This is a genomic window from Aquimarina sp. AD10 (assembly GCF_003443715.1).
Classification (GTDB): domain Bacteria; phylum Bacteroidota; class Bacteroidia; order Flavobacteriales; family Flavobacteriaceae; genus Aquimarina; species Aquimarina aggregata.
Genome location: NZ_CP031965.1, coordinates 2,213,179 through 2,236,927, shown reverse-complemented (window position 1 = coordinate 2,236,927; position 23,749 = coordinate 2,213,179). Strand labels below are relative to the sequence as shown.

General features: G+C 32.8%; 15 protein-coding genes. 9 read left to right on the top strand and 6 right to left on the bottom strand.

The features are described from left to right. Window positions 1-3: 3 nt before the first annotated feature. Both D1816_RS09300 and D1816_RS09295 read left to right on the top strand, forming a co-directional pair. Window positions 4-717 (top strand): hypothetical protein, encoded by a 714-nt coding sequence (locus tag D1816_RS09300; RefSeq protein ID WP_147405021.1) that lies wholly within the window; start codon window positions 4-6, stop codon window positions 715-717. 126 nt (window positions 718-843) lie between these two features. Beyond that, entirely contained in the window at window positions 844-2,385 is a 1,542-nt protein-coding gene (locus D1816_RS09295; RefSeq protein WP_118502434.1) for an alpha-L-fucosidase, read from the top strand. A 49-nt stretch (window positions 2,386-2,434) separates the two neighbouring features. Here D1816_RS09295 and D1816_RS09290 read toward each other — a convergent pair whose 3' ends face one another. From D1816_RS09290 to D1816_RS09270, 5 genes are read right to left on the bottom strand one after another with little or no spacing between them, the layout of a single operon-like run. Continuing rightward, window positions 2,435-4,255, bottom strand: coding sequence for a beta-agarase (locus D1816_RS09290; RefSeq protein ID WP_066319418.1), 1,821 nt, complete (start codon window positions 4,253-4,255; stop codon window positions 2,435-2,437). A gap of 4 nt (window positions 4,256-4,259) precedes the next feature. After that, window positions 4,260-5,204: a hypothetical protein gene (locus D1816_RS09285; RefSeq protein WP_066319420.1), complete on the bottom strand. Its 945-nt coding sequence runs from the start codon at window positions 5,202-5,204 to the stop codon at window positions 4,260-4,262. Next, window positions 5,201-6,292, bottom strand: coding sequence for an SGNH/GDSL hydrolase family protein (locus tag D1816_RS09280; RefSeq protein ID WP_066319424.1), 1,092 nt, complete (start codon window positions 6,290-6,292; stop codon window positions 5,201-5,203). The genes D1816_RS09285 and D1816_RS09280 overlap by 4 nt, the downstream gene beginning before the upstream one ends. An 8-nt stretch (window positions 6,293-6,300) precedes the next feature. Further along, on the bottom strand, window positions 6,301-9,192 hold the full coding sequence (locus tag D1816_RS09275; protein WP_233565224.1) for a glycoside hydrolase family 2 protein: 2,892 nt from the start codon (window positions 9,190-9,192) through the stop codon (window positions 6,301-6,303). Then, a complete protein-coding gene (locus tag D1816_RS09270; RefSeq protein WP_118502432.1) occupies window positions 9,174-10,046 on the bottom strand; it encodes a family 16 glycosylhydrolase in 873 nt (290 codons plus the stop codon). Before D1816_RS09270 ends, D1816_RS09275 begins: the two co-directional genes overlap by 19 nt. A 331-nt stretch (window positions 10,047-10,377) precedes the next feature. On the opposite strand from D1816_RS09270, the gene D1816_RS09265 reads away from it, so the two are divergent. The 7 genes from D1816_RS09265 (at window position 10,378) to D1816_RS09235 (ending at window position 22,301) form a co-directional block, all read left to right on the top strand. Beyond that, window positions 10,378-11,934 (top strand): sulfatase-like hydrolase/transferase, encoded by a 1,557-nt coding sequence (locus D1816_RS09265; RefSeq protein ID WP_118502430.1) that lies wholly within the window; start codon window positions 10,378-10,380, stop codon window positions 11,932-11,934. A gap of 67 nt (window positions 11,935-12,001) precedes the next feature. After that, window positions 12,002-14,497 (top strand): beta-galactosidase GalB, encoded by a 2,496-nt coding sequence (gene galB / locus D1816_RS09260; RefSeq protein WP_118502428.1) that lies wholly within the window; start codon window positions 12,002-12,004, stop codon window positions 14,495-14,497. Between the two features lie 20 nt (window positions 14,498-14,517). Further along, entirely contained in the window at window positions 14,518-16,206 is a 1,689-nt protein-coding gene (locus tag D1816_RS09255) for a sulfatase-like hydrolase/transferase (RefSeq protein ID WP_118502426.1), read from the top strand. 220 nt (window positions 16,207-16,426) lie between these two features. Next, entirely contained in the window at window positions 16,427-17,836 is a 1,410-nt protein-coding gene (locus D1816_RS09250; protein ID WP_118502424.1) for a sulfatase-like hydrolase/transferase, read from the top strand. Window positions 17,837-17,936: 100 nt separating this feature from the next. Beyond that, window positions 17,937-19,328, top strand: coding sequence for a glycoside hydrolase family 28 protein (locus D1816_RS09245; protein WP_118502422.1), 1,392 nt, complete (start codon window positions 17,937-17,939; stop codon window positions 19,326-19,328). A gap of 5 nt (window positions 19,329-19,333) precedes the next feature. Next, window positions 19,334-20,728, top strand: coding sequence for a glycoside hydrolase family 28 protein (locus D1816_RS09240; protein WP_066319699.1), 1,395 nt, complete (start codon window positions 19,334-19,336; stop codon window positions 20,726-20,728). 1 nt (window position 20,729) lies between these two features. After that, complete coding sequence (locus D1816_RS09235; RefSeq protein WP_118502420.1) at window positions 20,730-22,301, top strand: sulfatase-like hydrolase/transferase; 1,572 nt, start codon at window positions 20,730-20,732, stop codon at window positions 22,299-22,301. 73 nt (window positions 22,302-22,374) lie between these two features. Here D1816_RS09235 and D1816_RS09230 read toward each other — a convergent pair whose 3' ends face one another. Beyond that, entirely contained in the window at window positions 22,375-23,706 is a 1,332-nt protein-coding gene (locus D1816_RS09230; protein WP_118502418.1) for a family 43 glycosylhydrolase, read from the bottom strand. Window positions 23,707-23,749 lie beyond the last annotated feature (43 nt).

The window sequence follows — 23,749 nt, the reverse complement described above, 5'->3', positions numbered from 1 at the left end:
AAAATGAAGAATACTATAAAGTCAGTTTTAATAATTTCAACTCTATTATTGGTATTAGGATGCAGTAATAGTGATGATGGAGGAGGAGATGGAAATGGAGATGGGAATGGAGACGTTCCAAAAGCCGCTTCTTTGGTTTTTCCATTAAAAGATGCAGAGTGTAATCAAGGAGAAATCCTTTCGGATACAGAAAGTAAAGTCCCTTTTGAGTGGAATGCAGCTGAGTTTGCTGATAAGTATACGGTTTCTTTAACGAATTTAGAAACTAATACAACAGAAACTTTTGATACAGATAAGACTTTATTAGATATAACATTGTTAAGAGGTAAACCTTATTCTTGGAAAGTAATTTCAAAATCAAATAGTACTATGCAAACAGGTACTAGCGAAGTATGGAAACTTTATAATGCGGGACCTGGTGTAGAAAACTATGCACCATTTCCGGCAGAATTAATAAGCCCTAAAATGGGAGTTACTCTTAATGCCACAAATGTTGATTTAAAATGGCAAGGGAGTGATGCTGATGATGATATTGAAGAGTTTAAAGTATATATGGATGTTATTAATCCACCAGTTAAGTTGATTGCGACTCAAAACAGATCAGATATAAGTAACGTTGCCTTAGAAGCTAATACTATATATTATTGGCAAGTAGAGACGACAGATAAACATGGTAATTCAACAAAATCATCTGTTTTTGAGTTTAAAACACAATAAAATGGTGGTGTACCATGTGTTGATTTAGCCAATAGACTATCGGGAAATTGTAAGAAGTGATATTGATTAGCCTCGTATTAAAGTATCTTTTTCCGATAGTTTTTTACATTATAATTTAATATACTAATGAAACTATATTGTTATTGTTTCGCATTTTTTATATTGTTTTCCTTTTTTGATGATATATATGCGCAAACGCATAAAAAATATGAGCCTAATTGGGAATCGTTAGGTCAATATGAGTGTCCAGAATGGTTTAAGGATGCCAAACTGGGTATATTTATTCATTGGGGAGTATATAGTGTGCCTGAATATGGTAATGAATGGTATGGTTATCATATGTACCGTAAAAAAAAGACAAATCATATAACAGGAAAAGAATCTAAAGAAACAAATCCAACCTATGTACACCACAAAAAGACATATGGGGATCCTAAAACATTTGGTTACAAAGATTTTATCCCTATGTTCAAAGCAAAAAAGTTTAATCCTGATGATTGGATTTCACTTTTTAAACAAGCGGGCGCAAAGTATATCGTTCCTGTAGGAGAACACTGTGATGGGTTTGCAATGTATAATGCGTCACACACCAGATGGAATTCTTTACAAATGGGACCCAAAAGAGATGTGCTTGGTGAGTTAGCAATTGCAGCTCGTAAAAAAGGATTAAAAGTCGGGAGCTCCTCTCATTTGGCATTTGGATATAAATGGTGGAAATATGAAAAAGATTACGACACCACCGATCCAGAATATCAGGATCTTTATATTAAACCCCATGATTATTTAGCCGCACCAACCAAAGAGTTTTTAGATCTTTTTTATCGTAGAAGTATGGATATGATAGAAAAATATAAACTAGACTTGATGTGGTTTGATTTTGGATTTTGTGCTCCTGAATACGAAGAAAATAGACTTAAAATTTTATCCGAGTATTATAATCTTGCAGACCAATGGAATAAAGGAGTGGTTTTGAACTATAAAAAAATAGGATGGGAACCCATCCCTGATGGGGCAGCGGTATTGGATTTGGAGAGAGGTAAGCTTGATAGGATTCGAGACTTACCGTGGCAAACGGATACTTCTATTGGTAGAAACTCATGGTCTTATGTTAAGGATTGGCAAACAAAACCAGCTGGAGAACTTATCGACGAATTTGTGGATATTGTTAGCAAGAATGGAAACCTATTACTTAATGTAGGCCCAAAGTCGGATGGTACAATTCCAGAAGATCAGAAGCAAGTATTGTTAGAGATAGGACAATGGTTAAATGTGAACGGAGAGGCAATTTATGCATCAAGACCATGGATACTGTATGGAGAAGGTACAAACCGATCTAAGACCGGTGATCATACAGAATATAATACTAAGGCAATGACCGAGAAAGATATACGATTTACAACCAAAGAAAATGCTATTTATGCTTTTGTAATGGATTGGCCTACTTCGGATATCTTAATCAAATCATTTTCTACAACACTTACAAGTATTGCAGATCAAATAGAAAAAGTTAGTCTCTTAGGATCTACAGAAGATATCTTATGGAAAAGGGATGAAACAGGCTTGATGATAACACTTCCTAAAACGAAACCTTCTTCAAAATACGCATTTGCGTTTAAAATAAAACTTAAAGAAGCTCCAGACGGTATTTACAAGGGAGTCAAAAATTAATAAGATACTTATCATAAGTATCTTATTAATTTTTGACTCTATATAAATTTTATTCGATCTTTTCTATGTTAAGAATAACTGAACTTACATGTCCACCTGTATCTGGAAATGTGATATCAATTTTATTTTCTCCCTTAATGGTATGACGTATATCAAAAGGAATATTGATTACACCAAAAAACTGTTCTCTACTTTTTTGATCATAACCTGCCCAATTCTCGGGTACTTCAACTGGCTTACCATTAATAACTATCTGTGGTTTTTTGCTTAGATCATGTGCTCGTCCAATACCCATTTTTATTGCGGCTCTTCCTTTTTTTCCTGTTGTGACATTATCAATAGTAAATTGTATAGTCTTTTTGGCTTCTACTTTTTGTAAATACGTTTTGGAGTAGTAATTATTTTCTGTGATTTTTGATTTTAAGGGTGTTTCTGTAAGGTTGCATTCAAGAATGACAGTTTCTCCTGATTTTAGAACGATGTCTTTTGTGAAATCATAATCTGTAAAATAAACCAATTTTGGTATTCCAGCATCGGTAGTGTATAATCTTCTAAGGGTACTGCTTTGAATATATTCTTTACTTTTTCTTAAAAAAGCTAACGTTGTGTTTAATGCTTTGTCATGTAAATTGTTTAAGGCTATATACGCTTTTTTTTCTTGTATAAAAGCGTTTACTTGTATATCCGGATTGCTAGAAATAACATCTACTCTTTTGCCAGAAACTCCTTTCCATAATTCATAGAATTTTTTAAGGTCAGTAAATTCTTTAACTCCATCTTTATTTTTCTTTACAATCACCCATGGATAAGGATGTCCATCTGGATTTTTTTTCTTGTCTTTATAGAACCAGTTACCTTCACCTACAATAAATGGAATCGATTTTAATAATCTATCAGGTTTATCCAATAATGACATTAAAATATTATTATATGATTTTAAACAAACACCATTTAATTCTGGAGAATGAGGTTTTCCTAGTAACCCTTTAGAAGTATATCCATATTCAGAAATTAAATGAGGTTTAACTATACCCCATTTTTTATAACTATAGGTTTCGATTAAATCTAAGATAGCTTCAGAATTACTTCCGGATCTATAATTGTAGTTACCGGTTACATTTCTACCATCATATAAATGTGTAGCAAAGAACTTCATACTTTCTCCAGCGGTATCCATAAATGATTTCATTCTAGTGTTCCAGTGATCAAAGTTTTTTCTATCTACTTCAGGCCAAGCAGAAGAATAACCCCCAACCATTATATCTGGGATTTCAGCATGTATTTTATCTGCAATTACTTTATGCAATTTTGTCATTTCTAAAATAACTGCATCTGTTTCTGCCCACGTTTTTACATAATCTTTTGAATGAACAAATGGCTCATTCATAACTTCATAATACTTAGGCATTATAGGGAAAGCATTTTTTAAATATTCAACATTATATGCAGCTATTTTCTCGTAGTCCATATTAAGTTGAAAAGCATTAGCGGGATGATCAGTAATAATGAGATCATTTGTTTTATATTTTTTGAATAATGGCGCGTTTTTCCAATGCTTAGCAGTGTTAATTCCTCTAGCTTTGGCTTCTGATGGTTTTGGAACTTGTGTTTTAGATTTCTGAAAAGGAGAAGGGCCACCAAAGGTTCTACCAAAATTTATATCTAATTGATCAAAAAGGACATCAGCATGTGATGCTAAATCCCAACTAGAGAAGGAACTATGAATATTAAAATATTTCTCTCTCTTAAGTTCACTTTCTGCACCAATAAATTTTTGCATGCTTAAGTCAATAGTCACTTTAGCCTCTTGAGAAAAAGATGCTAGTGATACAAATGAAAAAAATAGAATAACTGTTATTTTACTATACATTATATTAAAATTTTATAAACTGATAAGATTCGTCTTTATTAGTGATTGCAAAGTATCCTCCTTTTGGAAGATCGGATATCTGAACTGAGTTTGAGTCTTGGCTTTCTTTTACAATAGCACCATTCATCGCAATAATTTTAATGAATTTATATGTAAGATCACCTGGAATGGTTAGAATATCTGAATCTTTATTAATAGAAAGCCTGATACTGCGTTTTCTTAAAGAAGAAAGTGTAATAACTTTCTCTGGTTTTGAAATAAGAATACCACTCATTTCTTTACTTACTAAATATGTATTTGGGAAATCTTCATCTGACCCATAATAAAGAATGAACCTATATTTATTTCCTTCTGGCAAAGGATTGGTTTTAATTTGAATTCTTTCTGTACCACTTCCTTTTTCTACAGAAATTGCCTTGCTAGCGGCAACCCATTTTCCTTGGTCATATATAGCTACAACAATGTTTCTTTGTTGACTAGCTTTATATTGGATATCAAAATTATATACCCCAATATCAGAGAATTTAGTCGGAGTTAAAGGGGAAAAAGATGCGTCATCAAGAACAGGGGTTGTTTTTTTAACGATTTCGATATTATCAATGATCGAGGCAAATTTAGTAGTTTGCCACCCGCCATTTCTTTCTCTTACAGAGACGACAAGTTTATAACCTGTTCCATTTGGAGGATTGTCTTTTGTTGGTAAATCTATTGGTACAAGTCCTTTTCCTTTAGATACAGGAGTGGTTTTACCAGCCCAAAACTTTGATGGTCCTCCTGAAAAATCTATTGCAATATCACTATCTTGACTAACTTCATATCCTATATAAAAATTATATGAGGTAGTACTTGGCATTTTTATAGGTACTTCTTTAATAAAAACTACCTTATCATTTTGTGCTAAGGCAATTATTGATAAAAAGAATGCGAACGTAAATAATAATGGTTTCATTTCTTAATTATATCTGATTTTATTATTGTAGTAAGTTTTTTAGCAATGATTTGATGTTCTTCTACTTTAGGATGTCCTTTGGTATTCTTAAAAGGAACAAAACAAGTAAAAATATTGTTGTCCTTTAACTGATCGATAGCAGAGGTAACATAGCTTGGCCATTTTGATTTTTCTTTTGTTACATCCATATTACCAAGTAGGCATACGATACTGGCTTTAGGATAGTGTGTTCTAATTTTTTTAATAAACGATTGATAGTCATTTATAATCGTTTTTTCTGATGGTTTTTGTTTCCCAAATCGTCTCTTAAACTCTTCGTGCTCTGGGTGATTTACGATCCAAGAGTCGTTTTGAAATAAATTGACAACTACAATATCTGGGTGTTTTTTAAAGTCCCACTTGCTAGTTGCGTCATTAGGATTTAAGCGATCATACATTTCGGGCATAATCATATTAAACCAACTAACCATAATCCCTATTCCTCCTCTTGCAATGCAAGTATATTCTGCATTTATCGTTCTTGCAGTCATCGCCGCATACGTCATGTAATTGTTAGTTACATTACCATCTGGTTTATCCTCTCCAGAGTAATCTTCATTACCATGTCCTGTGGTTATAGAGTCACCATAAAATTCTATAGAAAGAGGTTTTTTTTCATTAGGAGGTACTACTTTTGATCCAAAAATTTCAAAACCATAAAATAAAGTAGTGCCGTAGGTCCATTCATTTCTTTTAGTTAATTCTATAGAGTGTTGTCCTGAAGAAAGGTTATCAGCCAATATATAAGTGTGCTTCCCTTTTTTTAATTTCAGAACATCAATTTTTTGGTTGTCGATTATAATATTATAGTAATTAGTACCATTTTGATCTTCTAGAATGGCTTTTGCAGAGATTCCATTAAAATTTACTTTCAGAGAAGTTCCCGACCAATACAGTTCTGAAGCCTGTTTGGTTTCACTTTTACCGATACGTCCCTCATAAGTAATATTCTTATCATCATGAGCAATTATAATAACCTTATTGTTCGTATTAGAAGCTTTGCAGCTTAATAAGAAAAGTAGTGTTATAGATGTGAAAAAATGTTTCATTCTAAATATTATTTTCTTTTTAAAACAAATCCATTAAGCCATAATTCTTGGTTTTCTTTCTTTTTTTTGAAAACTATGGTTATTGGATTGGTTCCATCAGAGGTTAAAAGTGATTTTACATGCAGCGGTTTTCGTTCTCCTGTAGTAGTTGTATGTTGAAAATTTACAACATGATCATCGGCTGGTTTAGCCAACTGTCCAAGGGCATCATTTATCACGACTTCTATAGTGTTATTAGGCTTATGATTTCTTTTTGCCAAATGATGATATGTTTCTAAATAATACTCTCCTTTTTCTAGATGTACTATTTCTAATTTGAGTTCTCCTTTTTCAGTATATAAACCATCGGCAGATACAAAACCTAATTCACCAGTTACTGCACTATTTTTATGCCATTTTATAGCGTCGTTAGAACTAATTTTGAATGTTAGATTTTTGTAAGCATTGTGTTTTAAAGTATGGTTTTCAGAGTTTGTTCCTGTCCAAGCACTCCATTCATGCTCTACTAATTGTTCGTTTCCACCGATGTCTACTTTGATTATTGGGTAATCAAAAATCGGTCTGGCATTTTTTTGTATTTCATCGGTATTGAATTTACTGCTTACTATAGCTATATTTTCACTTTTTAATCCTTTTGATTTTGCTGTTACGGTAATATTACCAGGAGTTTCTGTTGTTCGAATGTATATTGAGGCAACTCCATTAAACAAAGTTGCAGGATTTATATTGGCTGTCCCATTATCGACTATGACTCCTTCACCAGTGATACTAAATTGAACAGCATTAGTAGCAGAAGTAACAATTTCTCCGTTTTTATCAAGTATAGATGCATGTACAAGTCTTAAATCAGAACCACCAGCATAAAAGGGTTTATCTTCAATATTAAAATGTAAAGAAATATGATGAGGCGTGTCTTCTTTATGTCTAGTGTGTTCTACAGTTTTTATACCGTGATTTATTCCTTCTGCTCTAAGCACTCCTTCCTTCCAATCAAAAAGAAAGGTAAATGAGGGGTGATTAAGGTTAACTTTTGTAATGTCATTATCTGGTGTTTGTTTACCTATTAGTTTTTCATTGTGATACAGAGCAACTTCTTGAGTGTTACTATATACTCTTATTTTACCATTTTTAGAAGCTGTTTCATCTGCAATATGCACTATTGGGGTTGGTACTAACTCTGATTGGTACCAATAATATACTGGTTTGGGTACGCGATAAGCACTTAATACCGCATAGTTTGTCATGAAATCTCTAGTAAACTGATTATCATTTTTTTGTAAATGATTATAATCTGCTCCTAGCCAAGCAATAGCAGCAATATTTTTTTTACTTCCTTTATATCTAGAAATATGAAATTGATTGGATTCTGCGTTTGGAGAACTACCATGCTCCATAACCATTTCAAAATCACTTTCGGCAAATTGTGTTCTATTATAGTCCATAGTAGCATAAACATCTGTTATACCTGAATTTATGATGCCATTCCATGGGCTTGAGGCAGATGCTGTTAATCTAAAAGGGTCTTCTTCTTTGGTAACATGTTGCATTTGGGGTACTGGACCCCTATGATTTATACCAGCACCCCAAAATACAATTGATGGGTGATTTCTGTGGTTTCTAATCATAGTTCTGGTTGCAGACTCTAGTTTAGAAAACCATAGTTTATCTCCCCACTCTATCCAAGTGGGAGGCTCTTCATATACTAATAATCCTAATTCATCACATGCTTTGAGAAATTCATCATCTTGAGTGTAATGCGATAGTCTAATGATGTTCATTCCTGCTTTTTTGTATTGTAAAGCTTCGTTATAGTGAAATGAATTTGGTACGGCATCACCGATATTAGGATAGTTTTGATGTCTATTTACACCTATAAGAAAAATAGGTTCACCATTTAAAACAAACCCTTTACCTTCAACCAATTTAAAAGTTCTAAAACCAAAATTATTTTCAACAAAATCAACAGGTTTGTTGTTTTCGTAGATTACAGAGTTAACTCTATACAAATAAGGTATGTCTGGCGACCAGGTATGAAAATCATCATCAGTAATACTAGTAGTTTGTCTAAACGTATGATCAGTATTTGCAGCTATCTTTATTTGTTGGATTATTTTTTTTAATACATAACCTTCTGCATTTATAATTTTTGTTATGATCTTACAGTTTTTAGAGGTGTTATTTTGATTAGTAACAGAAGTTTTAATAGATACTGTACCATTTTTTTTGTTTACAGTAGGTGTCGTAATATGGACTCCTGCATCAAATTTATCCCAATTATAAGTTACATGTACTTTGTTGGTGGTGACTAGATATAAATCTCTATATAATCCTCCAAATTTCACGTAATCGGTTCTATGTGGATCTGGAGCAATAGTTTTATCAAATCGATTGTCGGCCTTTATCACAATGAGATTGTCTTGACCAAATTTTACATGATCAGTAATGTCAAAATGAAAAGAGATGTATCCATTTATGTTGTGATTACCAACTTTTTTACCGTTTACCCACAACTCAGTAGCATTGTGAACACCTTCAAACTCAAGAAAAACTTTTTTGTTGGAGTTCTCTGCTATGGTTACTGTTTTTCTATACCAACCATATTCTCGAAGATACTTTTTCTGTTCCCAACCCTCACTAATACTATCTAATTCATAAGATACTAATTTTAAGGTGTGTGGTATGGATACTTTAGTCCAATTAGAATCTTTAAAACCAATAGTTTCAGGATCACCCTTTATATTGCCTAGATGAAATTTCCAGCCGTTATTTAAGTTCGTTTTGGTTCTATCTGTATTGGGGTACCCTTGCGGTAACTTTTTTTGTTGAGCAGAAACAGAAACCGTAATGGCAAAGAGGAGAACGATATGCTTTATCATCAGTGTTATTGGGCTTTTTTCCATGCTCTGAAATACTTTATATGAAACTCACCATCTAAACGATTATCATCGGGTAGTGCTCCAAACCATTTGTTAGATTCACAATTAAAGTTAACTTCTAAGGGCTGGTGCCAGTGTGTGTTTTTCGCTTCGCGGAAAAGTATCCCATCAATATAAAATCTAATGTATTCTTCTGTCCATTCTAATCCCCATACGTGATAATCTTGCTGTAGTTCTTTAGGGAAATAAAACTTTTTTGTTCTTGAAAAATGTTTTTTAACATCTCCTTTGTCTTTAGGGGCTCTAAATACATGTATGTTAGAATTAAGATCATGTCTATTGTATGCTAAACCAGGAGCATTTTCACAAATATCAATTTCTGTCCACCAATCTTTACTAACATTTGTCATCCAAAAACCAGATACCCAAGGTGCATCCATAAGTTTACATTCTGCTTCAAAATAACCATACAAGAATTTATTTTTACTTTTAATAAAACCTGTAGTATGAGTAAAACCTTCTGGTAATTTTTCTTTTTTATGTTTATTAACTCGAATTACAAGTTCATCGTTTTCGAGAGAAACATTAGATCCATGAAAATATGTCGGTGGACGACCTTTCCATTTCGGATTGTTTGGATACCATTTTTTCTCGTTTAATTGATCACTTGCAAATTCATCAGAGTATTGTTTAAGTAATTCCCATTTTGTTGTATTATTTTGATCAGAAAGGGGGTATAAGTCATTGATACGGGTTATTGCATTTTCTATTTTTATAGAATCGACATAGTTTTTTGGCGGAATGGTTAAATCCTGTGCTACAGCTATACTAAAGGTTATAAGCGATATGAATAGCGAATTGCGTATTTTTTTTCTCATTTTTATGTTTCAATGATTTATAAAGTTAAAACTACCTAATTATAGAGTTTAGAAAGATTCAATTGTATTTTTTAGTATAACATATGTGTTTATTATTTGAGTGATATTTTTAGAGGGTATTGTAATAAAAAGCTTTGAATTGATTACTGATCAGTAGGGTATAAAGAATTCTTATGATTTGCAGCTTTTTTGATGCGTTCAGTTTATAGTGGTGTTTATTGCATGGTTTTAAAACCATTTATTCTCGTTTTTGAACCAAAAGGTGTATAGTAAAATTTAAAGATATCGGCTATATTTTGAATCTTTGTGTAACATAAATCCAAGCTTAATTATGACAAAAAAACTAGTTAATACGTTACTGTTGGGGTTACTTATTTTATTCATTTCATGTGATTCAAAAAAAAAGGACGATAAGACAGTACAGGCGGTCACACCTAAACCAAATATTGTTGTTTTTTATGTAGATGATTTAGGGTATGGAGATTTGAGCTCGTATGGAGCCACAGGAGTGCAAACACCTAATGTAGATAGGTTGGCAAACGAAGGCATTAAATTTACAGATGCCCACAGTAGTTCTGCAACATGCACTCCTTCAAGATATTCATTGCTAACAGGTAATTATGCATTTAGGAACAATGCAGCGGTTTTAAAAGGCGACGCACCATTAATTATTGATCCAAATATAGAGACTTTGCCTGATATGCTTAAAAAGGGAGGTTATAGAACAGGAGTAGTTGGAAAATGGCACCTAGGTTTAGGAAATGGTGATGTGGATTGGAATGAAGAAATAAAGCCTGGTCCTTTAGAAATAGGTTTCGATTATAGTTTTTTAATACCGTCTACAGGAGATAGAGTTCCTTCTGTATATGTAGAAAATCATCATGTTATTAATCATTTAGATAAAAATGATCCCATAGAAGTTAGTTATGTGTCCAAATTTGGAAAAATGCCTAATGGGATTGATCATCCTGAGTTATTACGCCAAAATGCGGATAATCAACATAGCGGAACCATTGTAAACGGTATTAGTAGAATTGGTTTTATGGATGGAGGTACTTCTGCACTATGGAAAGATGAAGACTTTCCGGATATTTTAACAGATAAGGCTATTGATTTTATAGATCAGTTTAAGGATGATCCATTCTTTTTGTTCTTTTCATTTCATGATATTCATGTACCTAGATTACCGCATGAAAGATTTCAAGGTAAAAGTAGCATGGGACCAAGAGGAGATGCCATTGTTCAGATGGATTGGATGACTGGGAAAGTAATGAAAGCACTAGAAAAACAAAATTTATTAGAGAATACATTGGTAATTTTTACAAGTGATAATGGTCCTGTTTTAAATGATGGGTATGAAGATCTGGCTGAAGAAAAATTAGGGAATCATAAGCCTTCTGGGATTTATAGAGGTGGTAAATACAGTGCTTATGAAGCAGGAACAAGAATGCCCACTATAACTTTTTGGAAAGGTAAAATTGCTCCGGGAGTTAGTAATGCAATTTGGAGTCAAGTCGATATTTATGCTTCATTAGCAAATTTAATCAAACAACCAATCGCAAAAAATACGGCTATTGATAGTGAAAACATGCTACCAATCATGTTATCCGCAAAAGAACAAAAAGGTAGAGATTATTTATTAGAAGAATCTTATACTTTATCACTAAGGAAAGAAAACTGGAAGTATATAGCACCGTTTCCTTTAAATAAGGCAATACCAGACTTTATAGAAAAAGCCAAAAATATAGAAGGAGGGCATACTTATGAACCTCAATTATACGATTTAGAAAACGATCCTTCAGAAAAAAATAATTTAGCAAGTGAGTATGCAGAAAAGGTAACCGAATTAAAAACAGTATTAGAAAAAATAAAAAATAAGACAAACTAATTCTTCTGTTCAAACTTTAAGAGCGTATTACTAAGCCTTAGTTCATTGTTTATAAATTAAAACGTCTATGAATACAGTCAAACGATCAATCAAAATTTCAATAATACTACTTGTTTCTCTTGTAGTTATGTCTTGTTCTAATACAGCAGAAACAAAAGCACCGCCCATAGCTGATCAGGATTTTAATGAAGATTGGCTTTTTTTTAAAGGGAGTGTTGATAGTGGGGAAAATGTAACATTAGATGATTCTAATTGGCGAAAACTGACATTACCACATGATTGGGCAATCGAAGGACCTTTTAAAAAAGGAAGTGATTTAAGAACAGGTGGACTGCCTGTTCATGGCGTGGGTTGGTATCGGAAACATTTTAATATAGATAAATCTCATCAGAATAAACAGATTTCAATAGAGTTTGATGGCGCAATGAATAACAGCAAGGTTTGGCTTAATGGCACGTATATTGGTGAAAGGCCATTTGGGTATATAGGGTTCGAATTTGATTTAACACCTTATATTAATTTCGGAGGAGATAATGTTATTGCTGTGCAATTATCTCCAGAAGATTTATCTTCAAGATGGTATCCCGGTGCAGGTATTTATAGAAATGTACGCTTAAAACTAAATAATGCAATTCATATCCCTCAGTGGGGGACATATATAACCACTCCCAAAGTAACGGATCAACAAGCTACAGTTAACGTAGAAACAACAATTAAAAATGCAAATTCCTCTACAGCAGAAGTAGTTCTTGAGACTACGCTAAAAGATAAAAATGGAAAAATTGTCGGTGCTGTTTCTGTGCCTTTAACCATAAATGAATCTTCAGAAAAAAATGTAGAACAATCTATCAAAGTTATAAATCCTGAGAGATGGGATATTAAATCACCAACACTATACACTGCGATAAGCAAAGTTTTAGTTAATGGTCAAGAAGTAGATGTATTTACTAGTGAATTTGGTATTAGAACTATAAGTTTTGATGCCAATGATGGGTTTATTCTAAATGGAAATAAAGTTGAACTTAATGGTGTTTGTATGCATCATGATCAAGGACCTTTAGGAACGGCCATTAATTACAGAGCAAAAGAACGTCAGATGCAAATTATGCAAAGTATGGGAGTGAATGCCTTAAGAACGAGTCATAATCCTCCTTCTCCAGAACTATTACAAGTTTGTGATCGACTGGGGATTGTTGTAATTGTTGAGGCTTTTGACGAATGGAAAAAAGGAAAAGTTCCAAATGGATATAATAAACATTTTGACAAGTGGCATGAAAAAGATTTAAGAGATATGATCCGAAGAGATCATAATCATCCATCTGTAATTATGTGGAGTATAGGAAATGAAATACTAGAGCAAAGTGAAAAGGATGGTTGGAAATTGACAAAACACCTTAATGATATTTGTCATGACCAAGACCCGACAAGACCTACTACCATTGGGTTTAATTATTATCCAGCTCCTTTTGTAAATAAACTTGCATATCAAGTAGATGTGGTTGGAATGAACTATTGGCCATTAAGTTATAAGGAAATAAAAGAACAAAATCCTGATATCATTCTTTATGGTTCGGAAACATCATCTTTGACTAGTAGTCGAGGAGTATATCATCACCCTATCGAAGCAGAATTTCAAAAAGAAACACATCATGTTTCTAGTTATGATGCAATTGTTGGTCCACCATGGGCTTATCCTCCAGATGCAGAATTCGATGCACAAGAACAAAACCCATTTTCTTTAGGTGAATTTATGTGGACAGGTTTTGATTACTTAGGAGAACCAACACCATATGCAGGAAAAGATAATAGTACGCACGGGCGATGGACTTTGGATTGGCCATCTCGATCATCTTATTTTGCTCCTGTAGATTTAGCTGGTTTTCCTAAAGACAGATATTATTTGTATCAAAGTCAATGGACAGCAGAACCTATGGTACACGTTTTACCACACTGGAATTGGGAAGGTAAAGAAGGAAAAACTATACCTGTATATGCATACACCAATTGTGATGAGGTAGAGTTAATCGTAAATGGTAAATCATTAGGAAGAAAAGTAAAGGGAGTAGATACAACAGATATTCCTGCAGAATTTCATGATTTTAAAAAGGGAATGTATACCTCTAAATATCGTTTATCATGGAACGTACCTTATCATCCTGGCAGTATAAAAGTAATAGGATATAAAAATGGTAAGGCTGTTGCCGAAAAAGAAATTAAAACAGCGCAATCTCCTGCAAAAATGGAATTGTTAGCCGATAGAAATGAAATTAATGCCGATGGAAAAGATTTATCTTTTATTACGGTTAAAATACAAGATAAATTTGATGCCCTTTGCCCTACGGCTATAAATAAAGTAAATTTTAAAGTTACAGGAGAAGGCAGTCTTGTTGCAGTAGGAAATGGTGATCAAACAGCCATAACCTCTTTTCAAGCAAATTATAGAGATGCTTTTAGTGGTCTATGTTTAGTAGTTGTAAAATCAACAAAAAAAGCCGGAGAAATTAAAATTGAAGCTACTTCTGATGGTTTAGAATCAAATACTATTATTGTCAAAACTAAATAAGATGTTCTTAATATTACAACATGACATACGTAAAGACAAAAATCGATTTGCTAATTTATCTAATACTTGTTAATAGTACAATTTTTAGTGTATTAGGTCAACAAAAATCCCCAAATTTTATTTTTATTTTAACCGATGATCAACCCTATGGTTACATGGGGTGTACTGGAAACCCTATTGTAGAAACTCCTAATTTAGACCTTTTGGCAAATGAGGGCGTCTTGTTTGATAATGCGCATGTTACTAGTGCCATTTGTACACCTAGTAGAATCTCTATTTTATTAAGTCAATATGAAAGAAAACATGCTGTGAATTTTAATTCTGGGACTAGTGTTTCTGAAGAAGCATGGGAAAATTCATACCCTGTAATCATGAAAAATGCAGGTTATTATACCGGTTGGATAGGCAAAAATCATGCACCTGTTGGTAATGGAGGATATCAAAGTGGAGTGATGGAGAAGAGTTTTGACTATTGGTATGCCAGTCATGGACATTTGTCGTTTTATCCGAAAGATAGACACAAGATTTTTCATAAAGCACAATCAGATACCCAAAATGAAATTATTGCAGAAGGAGTTATAGATTTTTTAGACACAAATAAAAGAAAGTTAGAAGGAGCCGTTCATTTCTTAGATAGTAGACCAAAAAATAAACCATTTTTACTATCTATTAACTTTAATTTGCCCCATGGTGCAAGCACCAGTACGATGAAGTTAAAAGATACCGATGACGATATATATAAAACCCTTTATAGAGATGTAGAGATTCCTTTACCCCAAAATTATATTGCAAAAAAAGATATTAAAACACCAAAACTACCATCAGATCTATATAAAGTAGAAAACAGGCAAACAGGATATGATTATGTAGATAACCCTGAAGATTTAAAAGAGAGATATATTCGACAACTTCAGGCCATGACAGGTATTGATCGCCTGATTGGTCATCTAGTAAAAAAGCTTAAAGACTTAAAATTAGATGATAATACAGTACTTGTTTTTACTTCAGATCATGGATTGTTTATGGGAGAACAAGGTATAGGAGGTAAAGCTTTATGTTACGAAAAAACAACACATGTACCTTTGCTTGTGGTTCAACCATCATTAAAAAATAAGAATAAAGGAAGAAGAACTAATGCCCTTGTGCAAACTATAGATATTGCCCCAACCATGTTGGCTATGGCAGGAATAGAAATTCCAGAATCTTTTCAAGGAAAAGATATTTCTAATTTGATTCAGGGAGATAAAAAAGAGGTTAGAGAATATGTATTTACAGAAAATTTATGGTCTACTCAATTTGGTAACCCCAGATGTGAAGCAGTACAAAATAAAGAGTGGAAATATATAAGATACTATGATAACAATACTTTTCCTGCCAATAAAAAAATTGAAATAGCTAAAGAACTAGGGATTGATATTAATAAAATGTTGTATAAAGTGAATGATAGAGATATTCCTATTTATCGCAACTTTATAGAATCCCCCTTAAAAGGAGAGCAACCTGTTTTTGAAGAATTATATCATTTAAAAAATGACCCCCAAGAGCTTCATAATTTAATTGATGAAGAAGAACACAAAATTGTTTTGAAAAAATTAAAAGAAGCCTGGAAAGCAGAGATAAAAAATGCTCGTGGATCAGGATCTCATAAAGTGGTCAGATATACTCATGATAGTCAATCCGAAATAAAATATAAAAACATAAAAAAATAGTAATGAGAAATGTATTAGCTATTTGGATTGTAGATTTTTAGATGATAAGGAAATTATAGGTGAAGTAGACTATGTACAATATTATATTTTTTTATCAGATTCTGTTTGTGATTTTAAAACCTATAGAAAAATAGGTAAAATTTAAATCAAAGTTCAAGATCCTACTTATGTCATTATTTTAGGAAGGAAAAATAATTTCAACATTAAATACAACGAGAAAATGAAGAATAAAAAATACCTGTTTATACTTCTTATATTAATACTATATGGTTGTAAAAAAGAAGTTTCGGTAGAGAAACTTGAACAAACAAACAACAATAAGCCTAATATTATTTTAATTCTTACAGATGATCAAGGCTGGGCTGATGTTGGCTTTAATGGAGGAACTGATATTCCAACATCAAACTTGGACAGACTTGCTGCAGAAGGAGTTGTTTTTTCTAACGGATATGTATCTCATCCGTATTGTAGTCCTTCAAGAGCTGGTTTACTAACTGGACGTTATCAAGCTCGTTTTGGGCATGATTGTAATATGCCATATGAAGGAAATAATGATGCTTCAGTTGGTACACCTCTTTCAGAAAAAATGATTTCGGAAGCTTTAAAAGAAAATGGATACAGAACAAGTGCTATCGGAAAATGGCACGTAGGAGATCATCCTGATTTACATCCTACATCGCAAGGATTTGATCATTGGTTTGGTTTCCCAGGAGGAGGGATGAACTATTGGGGAATTTCAAAAGGTGCTTTAAACACAATTTATCGTAATGGTAAAAAAGTTCCAGAAGAAGAATTATCATATCTAACCGATGATTTTACAGATGAAGCTATTGATTTTATTACTAAAAAAGACAAAACCCCTTTCTTTATTTATCTTGCGTACAATGCACCTCATACTCCCGACCACGCAACAGCAAAATATTTAAAAAATACTAAGCATATAGAATACGGAAATAGAAATGTATATGCAGCTATGGTAAATGCTGTAGATGTAGGTGTAGGAAGAATTGATTCTACCTTAGTGGCAAACGGAATTAAAGAGAATACTATCGTTGTTTTTTTAAGTGATAATGGAGGACGTTTAAATGCCGATAACAGACCAAATCGCGGGCATAAGGGAATGCTATTTGAAGGAGGAATAAAAGTGCCATTTTTTATAACATGGCCAGAGAAACTAGAACCTAATCAAAAATATAAAAAACCAATTAGTTCTCTTGATTTGTTTCCTACGTTCTTAGAAGCGGCGCAACTGGATGTCTCAAACGAAAAACAATTAGACGGTACGAGCTTACTACCCTATATTTTAGAAAAAAAGAAAACTAATCCGCATGAGATATTGTTTTGGCGATCTGTAGGTGGTTTTGAATATGCAGTTAGAAAAGGGAATTTTAAGTTATATAAAAGTGCATACAAAAAGAAGACTTTGTTATTTGACTTAGAAAAAGATAGTTATGAACGACATGATATTTCTGATGAGAACCCAGAGATAATAGCAAATTTAGAGTTAGAATATAAGAAATGGGATGCCAAAAACATTGCTCCTGGTTGGTTAGATCCACATGCAGAGAATGTATTACTTGAAGAAGAAAGATTGCAAAGTATTCTACGAAAATCGATCAAAAATAATTAAAGAAGTGATAACCAAATGGTTTAATTAAATAAAGAGATTCAAATTAGAAGAACTAATTAATGATAATGTTCTAAGTTATTGAAACAAAGAAAACAACGAGATGAGAATAATCATATTAACAGCACTGCTAGTAAGTTTACATGTATCCCTAATAGCAAAAGATTATAATGTATTAGACTATGGTGCAAAAGGGGATGGGGTTACAAAAGATACTAAGGCAGTTCAATTAGCAATAGATACTGCTGCAAAAAATGGAGGAGGTAAAGTGATAATTCCTGCTGGCAAAAAAGTTGTGATCGGAACCATATTTTTAAAAGATTTTATAACGCTTCATATTGAAAATGGTGCTGTTTTATTAGGGAGCCCTAATATTGAAGATTATTCTGATAAGACACATAAAAACATGTATAAAAACGAACCACATATGGATCGATGCTTAATTTATGCAAATGAAGTAAAATCTATCGCTATAGAGGGGTACGGAACTATAGATGGCAACGGGCATCCAAATAATTTTAATAATAAAACAGGAAGACCAATGTTAATTCGATTAATGAATAGTAAAGATATTCATTTAAGAGATGTAACAATTATAAACCCTGCAGCTTGGACTTCAGCGTTTTTATATTGCAATGAGATCAATGTAGATGGAATTAAGATTCATAGCCGAGTAAATCATAATGGAGATGGATTAGATTTTGACGGTTGCTCAAACGTAAGAGTTTCAAATAGTTCATTTAATACTAGTGATGATTCTATCTGTTTACAAGCATCACAACCTAATATTCCTTGCAAAAATATAGTAGTCACAAATTGCACTTTTGAAAGTAAATGGGCAGGTATGAGGATTGGTCTTCTTTCTAGAGGAAACTTTGAATCGGTAACAGTAAGTAATTGTACGTTTAGTAATATCGATGATTCAGGTTTAAAAATACAAATGAACGAAGGTGGAGAAATGAAAAATATGGTATTCTCAAACTTAATTATGAAAAATGTTCCCAGACCTATTTTTATGACTTTTGCGCAGCAAAAAGCGTGTGTAGACGCTCCTGAAGAAATGTACCCTATGAAAGCTATGCATAATTTTATTTTTAAAAATATGGTGATAGATAATAGTCAAATAGATAAAAATTCAGCATTATTCATAACAGGTATAACAGGGCATTACATCGAAAATATTATACTTAAAGATATACAGATGACTGTTAGCGGTGGCGGTACAGAAAAAGATGCCCAGAAGAATGATATCAAAGAATATACATTAGATGTGCTAGATGGCTGGTGGCCCGAATTTCATTTAGTAGGAACATTGCCATCTTATGGAGTCTATGCACGACATGTAAAAGGATTATATCTTGAAAATATTCACTTAAAAACGGTATCTAATGATAAGCGATTTCCTATTATTTTTAATGATGTTATTGATGCTGAAGTGCACAATATTTTTACAAATAGAAAACGTGTTTCAGAAAAAGAAATAATAAAAAACTAATGAAAATGTATACAAGAGTTTTAGTATTGGCGATTATTTTGATGATGCTTTCTTGTTCATCAAAATCAGGTGATTTTGATGTTCGAGATTATGGAGCCGTTGGAGATAGCTTGAAGATAAATACCGTATTTATACAAAAAGCAATTGATGCATGTCATAAAAATGGAGGAGGAACTGTAGTAATTAAAGATGGTATATATATTTCGGGAACCATTTTACTAAAAGATAAAGTAACTCTACAAATTGAACAGAATGCAACATTGTTAGGAAGTTCAAATCCTTTAGATTACCAAAGTATAGATACTTTTGTCGATGCTACCGGACAGGAACGAGGAAATTGCCTTATTGGTGGTATAAGACTATCCGATGTTAGTATTATTGGTGATGGCATAATAGACGGAAACGGGGCGGCATTTACTTATGAAAATATTGTGGCTAAAAAGAAAGAATTAAAAATCAATCCTAACGATAAGAAGTTTGGAATAAATCGCCCTTTTTTACTGCGGTTCGTGAATTCCTCTAATGTAAAGATAAAGGATATAAGATTGCGACAACCGGCAGCTTGGACATGTCATTTTTATCAGTCTCATGATATAATAGTTGATAATGTATCTATCTATAGCCATGCAAATCAAAATAACGATGGGATTGATCTGGATTCGAGTTTTAATGTTGAAATAAAAAACTGTACAATTGATACAGGAGATGATGCTGTTTGTTTTAAGACAACCAGCCCATTGCCTACGCATCATATAAAAGTTCAAAATTGTAATCTAAAAAGTGAATGGGGAGCTTTAAAATTTGGTACAGAATCTATGGGAGATTTTTATAATATCGAGATAAATGATTGTCAAATTAATGATACTAGAGGAGGAGGAATTAAAATTCTAAGTGTAGATGGAGCTAATATTCATGATATCCAAATCGAAAATATAAACATGAACAATGTGGATATGCCCATTTTTATTAGATTAGGAGAACGTCTGCGTACCTATAGAAATGCAGATAAACAAACCGTAGGTTCAATAAGTAAAATTTCTATTAAAAATGTGATTGCTACCACCAGAAATATAAAAGAATCAAGAATTTCACCGCCCACTGGTATTTTTATGACAGGAACTCCTGATCATAAAATAGGAAAAGTAACACTTGAAAATATAGCAATTACACTCCCAGGTAAAGGACTTATTTCAGATTTAAAAGAAGTTAGTGAACAAATTGACAAATATCCTGAATATAGTTTTTTTGAAGTACTACCTGCCTATGGGATTTATGGTCGACATATAGAAGATCTTAATATGTCGGGAGTACAATTTGATATAAAAACAAAAGACGAAAGAAAATCTATTGTTTTACAAGATGTAGTAACCAGCACTAATGATACTTTGAAAATAAAATAAAATGAAGAAGAAAAACTTAAGGTACTTACAATCGATAACCAAACTATTGTTTTTTCTTTCGTTCTATGCAACTATTGCACAAAATACTTCTACAGCTTCTGAAGAAAAACCTAACGTTTTGATTATATATACTGATGATCATCGATACACAGGGGTGCATGCTTTGGGAAATCAAGAAGTCGAAACTCCTAATATGGATAGCTTGGTAAAAGATGGTATCTCTTTTTCTAACACTTATTTGATGGGAGCTTTTTCTGGTGCTACCTGTGTACCTAGTAGAGCGATGTTATTATCAGGAAGAAACCTTTTTCAGCTAGAAGGACAAGGGCATGTTATTCCAAAATCTCATACTACTATTGGGGAAACTTTTAAAAAAGCGGGCTATTATACTCATATAGTAGGCAAGTGGCATCAAGATAATAATTCTTTAGTACGTTCATTTGATTCTGGTGATAAGATTATGGGACGTGGTTTATACCTAACAGATCATTTTAGAATGCCTTTGTGGGATTGGGATAAGGAAGGAAAATTTAGTAAAGACGATGCTTACCTTTTAGTATATGATAAAGAAGGAAAAGTAATTAGAAGATCATTGAATGATCAAGATAAAAAAGGACCTTTTGGTACGGAGGATATAGGGCCCCATACTTCGGAAATTTTTGCTAAAAGCGCATCACAATTTATTTCACAATACGATAAAGAACAGCCTTTTTTGATATATTTAGCATTTCATGCACCACATGATCCACGTCAAGCTCCAGATGCGTACAAAAAAATATATGATGTAAATCGTATAAAATTACCTCCGTCATATATGTTACAGCATCCATTTGATAATGGACATATGGTATTAAGGGACGAAGAATTAGCACCTTGGCCAAGAACCAAACAAGTGGTTCAACAACAATTAGCAGATTATTATGCCATAATTTCACACTTAGATGCACAAATTGGTAGTGTAATTAAAACATTAAAAGAAAGTGGTAATTATAATAATACGTTAATCATTCTTGCAGGAGATAGCGGTCTAGCAGTTGGAAACCACGGTTTAATAGGTAAACAAAATATTTATGATGAAGATGGTGTTCATGTACCTTTAATTCTAGCGGGTGGAGTTATAAAAAATAAAGGAAGTACGATAGAGGCATATAACTATATTCATGATATTTTTCCTACAATTTGCGAAATTACCAAAACACCAATACCCAGTTCTGTTACAGGAAAAAGTTTATTAGCCGTAATGAAAGAACCAAGAAAGAAACATAGAGTATATACATATCATGCATATAAACAGTTTCAGCGAGCTTATAGAAAAGGAGATTATAAGTTGATAGAATATGTTAGAGCAAAAGATTTTACCAAGGCTAGAGGTGAGTTTGAAACAGGATCTAGAGTAACTCAACTTTTTAATATAAAGAAAGACCCATGGGAGGTTATAGATCTGTCTTTTCAACCTGAATATAAAGTTAGATTGCATCAAATGCGAAATGAAATGAAGACAGAATCGATAAGATTGGGTGATAAAAAAGAAAATATTTGGGGAGAGAAATATGATTTTTGGGACTATTACTAAAATATTATATTAAACAATTACGCAAAAATTTATTTTTGAGATTTTTGCGTAATTGCATTTGTTTTGTATAGTGTTAATCTTTTAAAATTAACCAATTAAGGTTTGCAATCTTATCTGCTCCCCACATGGATTTAAAGACTACTACAATATTTTGCATGCCTGTAACTTTTTCTTTTACATCCACTTCCATAGTTTCCCATGTGTTCCAACCTCCGGTAAAATGTACAGGGAATTCAGCAATTAATTTACCTTTAGGATTGTCTAGTCGTACTTCAAAACTTCCTTTTCTTTGTCCGCAAGCAAAACGTGCAGCAATAGTTTTTGCTTGACCATTACCAAAATCAACATCATTAAATTTAACTTGTCCCATCATTTTTGTATCGCATACCATCCACCCTTTAGGTTCGTTCCCATCAACAAAAGCAGTTTTAGCTCCTTTTATCTCATTATAGCGATCTATCTGAATGGTGTCTCCTATAGTTGGTTTGGTTATCCCTCTTAGTGTTGGTTTTACTTTTTTGATTGTTCCGTCCTTCTTAAATTCCATGTAATCTGCGCGCATAGAGCGTAATCTACTGTATCCGCTTATTTCCCACCAATGATAAAATAAAATCCACTTTCCCTTGTATTGTACTATAGAGTGATGATTAGTTCCATTTCCTATATTATCCATGATTTTACCACGATAGGTAAAAGGACCAAGAGGACTTTTACTAGTTGCATAGCCAATAGTGTATCCTTCTTCTGGAAAAACATGAGCAAATGTGTAGTAATAGGTTCCATTATATTTAAAAGGAAAAGACCCTTCTTTATAACTAGAAGGTAATCCTTCTACTTTAATCGGTTCTCCTTCAATTTCTTTCATGTTATCTTTTAGCTTAGCAACATAAATATCATCACCACCTCCATAATATAAATATGCTTTTCCATCGTCGTCTAAAAGTAGTCCTGGATCAATACCTTTAACACCTGCTATGTAATTTTTTTCCCATTTAAATGGTCCAGCTGGATTTTTTGATGTTCCTACACCGATTCGTCTAAAAAATGATCCATCTTCGGGTTGAGCAGGGTAGTAGTAGTAGTAAGTGTCACCTTTTTTTATACAATCAGGCGCCCACATGCCTAATGAATTTTTTTTACCCCAAGGAACCTCATTCTGATCAAGAATTTTTCCGTGATCTTTCCATGTGGCACCATTTTCTAATGAAAAAATGTGATAATCTGGCATACAGAATTTTGGAGCATTTTCTTCAGAAACAGGTACAATATCATGAGATGGATAAATATATAATTTGTCGTCGAAGACCCTAGCAGTTGGATCTGCGGTATACATGTGTGTTACTAGTGGGTTTTGCGCAAATGTATAAATAGAGATAAGGCAAAATATAATACTATATTTTTTCATAAGATAAAATTTCTAATCTATTAATTTAATATGATCACTAAAT